The 3,908-nt window shown below is 43.0% G+C and carries 4 protein-coding genes; 1 reads left to right on the top strand and 3 read right to left on the bottom strand.

Going from position 1 to position 3,908, the window contains the following annotated elements:
• Nucleotides 1-36: 36 nt before the first annotated feature.
• Nucleotides 37-1,503 (bottom strand): DNA/RNA helicase domain-containing protein, encoded by a 1,467-nt coding sequence (locus ACVA53_RS24725; protein ID WP_446506600.1) that lies wholly within the window; start codon nucleotides 1,501-1,503, stop codon nucleotides 37-39.
• The gene (locus ACVA53_RS24720; protein WP_446506599.1) at nucleotides 1,496-1,723 is read right to left on the bottom strand and encodes a helix-turn-helix domain-containing protein; all 228 of its coding nucleotides are present in this window, start codon (nucleotides 1,721-1,723) and stop codon (nucleotides 1,496-1,498) included. The genes ACVA53_RS24725 and ACVA53_RS24720 overlap by 8 nt, the downstream gene beginning before the upstream one ends.
• Before the next feature lie 616 nt (nucleotides 1,724-2,339).
• Between ACVA53_RS24720 and ACVA53_RS24715 the strand changes: the two genes are divergently transcribed.
• Entirely contained in the window at nucleotides 2,340-2,990 is a 651-nt protein-coding gene (locus ACVA53_RS24715; protein WP_446506598.1) for an SMI1/KNR4 family protein, read from the top strand.
• A gap of 275 nt (nucleotides 2,991-3,265) precedes the next feature.
• On the opposite strand, the gene ACVA53_RS24710 is transcribed toward ACVA53_RS24715, so the two are convergent.
• The coding region (locus ACVA53_RS24710) for a hypothetical protein (RefSeq protein WP_446506597.1) at nucleotides 3,266-3,908 on the bottom strand (643 nt) is incomplete at its 5' end.

Raw genomic sequence — 3,908 nt, 5'->3', positions numbered from 1 at the left:
AGGGGTAGAGAAAAGCTTGGGGAAAAGGGCGTCCGGTTAAACGCGGAATGGGTGTCCGGAATCAGCGGAATACGCATTAGCTAGCTCTGAGGCTTTTTTGCATTCTCCTGCGATGACATGGTGTACAAAGCTAGACAGCTTTTCAGCCCTGAACGATCGCATCGAAGTCGCTAAATGCAAGCTTGGCAGTTTGTTTGCGTTTTGCAGATTTTCTAGTGACAAACCATCTGAGACATATTCGCCTTTGAGTAACTCTGCCGAGCAGTAGACCTGCCAATGAGAATACCCATGTTCTAAAGCAGATAGCCATCCAGCAAGCCCTGCTTCGCCAGTATTGATCTCTTGCCCGCCGCCTATCAGAGCTATGATCACTGCCCAGTCTTCGTGCCTGTCCATCACTTCAATCAAGAACTCAGGCTCAGATTGATTAAAGTTAGGTTGATTACGCTTGGTTTGCATGAACTTTGATGTCTGCTCTGCATTCCATGCCCGTTGTGCTTCGTCAAATATCGCGACATTTTCTGGCGGGACAGAGCCATCCAGGGCCTCATCACGGAAGCGGTGAATATTCTGGATAAACTGTGACGTTTCTCGGCGTGCAGCCGCTTTGCTCATATCGGTACGTGAAGATTTATCAATGGCGAGTGCTTCTTGCAATACACTCACTAATGGTCCGTTGCCACTTAGAAAAACTGAGTACTCGTTATCTTTTGGGTTTGAGTGGGTGTTGGCAATATTAAGCCCGACCAACGTTTTACCTGCTCCGGGGACTCCAGTGACGAAACAAATGATTTTTTGCTTATTGATTCGGGCTTGATGGATTAGCTTGAGTAACTCGTCGCTGGTTACGCCTAGGTTTTGAGTGTCGGCTTCATTACGCGCAATATCTTCAACAGCGTGATCGGCATACAGTGCCTGTGCAGCCTCCACGATAGTTGGGGTAGGGAGGTAACCGCTATTAGACCACTCAATGGCATCAACTTGATTCGCTCGCAATTTAACTGAGCACTGCTTGATGATGCCGGCTATCTGCTGGCTGTTATCGACAATTGGTTTAGCGACGCCATCTTTATTCAGGGTTAATTCCCATGAACTTTTGTTCGCTTTGGTTGCCAGTAGAATCGGCACAATAGGAAGTGAATGACTGCCTCGATGGAAGTTCTTCAGATCTAGTGCATAGCCGACGGTTTGGCGCAGATCGGCGGAATGGTAGCTGCTTGAGCCGACTTTAAACTCGATAACAAAGATAATACCTTGATAGATAAGTACCGCATCAGCGCGCCGTCCCATTCGCGGGATAAGGAACTCAAAGAACAGGTGCCCATCATGAGGTGTTAAACCAGATAATGCTTGCTGCAAGATTTGAATTTGTGCTTCCCACGCCCCTGTCTGTTCATGCTGTAATAGCTGAGTATGCTTAATGGTAAGTTTACCGATAATGTCATCTGAGGAGGACTGAAGAAAATCCGATAGGGTTGCGTCGTAAAAAGCTCGGTTAGTCATTGTCGACCTCAAACGCCAAAAGCTTTTCCGGTGCAACATCAAGTGCCTGCGCCAACTTAAACAAGTTGATGAGGCTGACATTTCTCAGACCACGCTCAATGCCACTGATATAGGTACGGTCAAGTCCACAACGCGCAGCAAATTCTTCTTGGCTTAACGCAGCATCCTTTCTTAATTGTTTAATGTGTAACCCAAAGGGTTTGAGTACTGAGTCGTTCACGGCAGTCTACTTTTTGCTTGCTTATGAACGACATGGTCTTCGCCTGTAGACTTTTGGTCCACGGACTATGAGTCACATTTTTTTGTGTGGATGAGAAGTTGAGAGGTAGTGAGTGTTGGTATATCAAAACAAAAAGGGCGGTAATCTTTCGATTACCGCCCTTTCCAAACGTTTGGTGGGCTGGCGTCATCTGAATTTGACCATTAAGTGTTTGATTTTAATTGAGTTGGTTTTGGTTTTCAATTATATGGAATACATGAAGGAATACAAAAGATTAGTTCTTATCATGTTCCTTTATTACTAAAGTGAATTAGTCTGAATGCAATCTGTTAGTTTCGTTACCTCGACGTGACTAGATCTGACAGGTTGCCCAAATCGGTTCTGCCCCTTTCCGTGTTTACGTAATTACTCAGTGCAGATCATGGCACTGAGTTTTGACTTACATTTCCTAATAGCGGGCTGTCGAACGGCGATGCTCAAAAACTCCCAATTCCATTCCGTGCATTGCGCAACGGATTCGAGAAAAATCAAATATGCATTTTAATTCAAAGAAATAAAAACCAAAGATAGGTAGTATATCCCCCTCTAGTTCTAGGGCTACTTACTCAGAATTACTATGGAATACAAAGACGTAATTAACAACTGGCAAAAGTTTGCTGAAGCAATAAACCGCATGGGAGGGGAGGTTCAGGCTTTAACGATTGAAGAACCAGCTAGCACGGACGACATCTTCACTCTTGAAGAGAAACTAGGGTTTTCAATTCCATCATCACTTAGAGAAGTCCTTCTGAACTTTTCCCGAAAAGTCGAATTTCGTTGGTGCTTTCCAGATAATTATGAGCTTGAAGGAGAGCTAAACCAAATATTCTGTGGCGAGAGACACTGGTCGCTTGATTGGATTGTTGAGTTTAACGAAGACAAAAACGGTTGGGTAGAAGAGTGTTTTCCTGATGAAAATGACCCTTACGATATTGTTTGGCACAACAAATTAGCCTTTCACGAAGTGGGTAATGGCGATTATCTAGCAATCGATCTAAGAGATCCTGATCGACAACCTGTAGTGTATCTAAGCCACGATGACGGTGAAGGGCATGGTGTTGAATTAGCCGAAAACTTCAAGGAGTTTCTTTTTGTCAGTAGCCGTATTGGTTGTGTGGGGGGGGAGGATTTCCAATTATTACCATTTATTGAAGAAGGTAAGCCATATTTAAATGCTGATTGTTTTAACACTCAGCAGTTCAGGCGCTATCTGAAAGTTGAGGTCTAACTCAATTGATCTGTTCCAGCCAGACTGGACACCGATAGAAGTGACTTTTGCCATACCTGATTTAATTCATGGGTTGCTAAATTAGCAATATCACTGACTCATTCCTGTCCAGAAACGTGTCAGAGTGATCATGACCAGCATTTGTGCTCACAAAGCTGACTGTACGACCTCGTCGTGACTAACCAGCAGATGTGTAAGATCGAGTGTGTTACTACAACTAAAGAGCATTCAAACATTTAAAATATCGGCTATTGGTTAAACCGTTTCAACCTAAACTAATATTTTTCTAGTTTGTTAATTGTGTTCTTTGCATATAAATCTTTTAATTCTTTTTCTTTTTTTGTCAATTCTATATTTAGTTGACGGACTTTAGCCTTTTTCAAAGATAGCTCGCTTTCTAGACGCTCAATGTTAATGGATTGCGCTTCTACTTCACATGTTAGTTTTTTATTCTCATCAGTTAAACTAACCAAATGCATTTCTAAGTTATTAATTTCTTTGCGTTGCAGGATTTTATGGTGCTTTCTTTGTATTACTTCATTTTTATGAGTTGCATAATGGCTGGCAATTAAAGCTTCCATTGCCATGACCTGGGTTTGCTTATTCGCTTTAGCCAACTGCTGCAGCTGATTAGAGCTTTTAATTGAGATATAGACTGGACGTGTCTTTTTAGCCTTGCTCTTGCGAACCTGCTGATCCCAGGCAGCTTTCATCTTTTTCAGTAGAAGACTTGAGTGCTCACATTTTGTATTTTGCTCAAGAGACGTTAAAAAGACTAACGCAGGCATTTGCCCTCGCCATCGGTTTGATGCCACAAGACCATCACCAGAGCTTGTCAGCTCAGCCTTCTTTTTTATGAGGTATTTTCTCGCCCATATCTCTTGAGCTTGACTGTTTGTGTCAATCCATGACTTGCTC

The organism is Photobacterium sp. DNB23_23_1 (assembly GCF_052873815.1).
The sequence above is the reverse complement of the archived record's forward strand: the minus strand, read 5'-3'. Positions and strand labels throughout refer to the sequence as shown.

Coding starts and splice junctions, on each gene's coding strand:
- ACVA53_RS24725 (WP_446506600.1), bottom strand. CDS start 1,503: ATGACTAACCGAGCTTTTTACGACGCAACCCTATCGGATTTTCTTCAG.
- ACVA53_RS24715 (WP_446506598.1), top strand. CDS start 2,340: ATGGAATACAAAGACGTAATTAACAACTGGCAAAAGTTTGCTGAAGCA.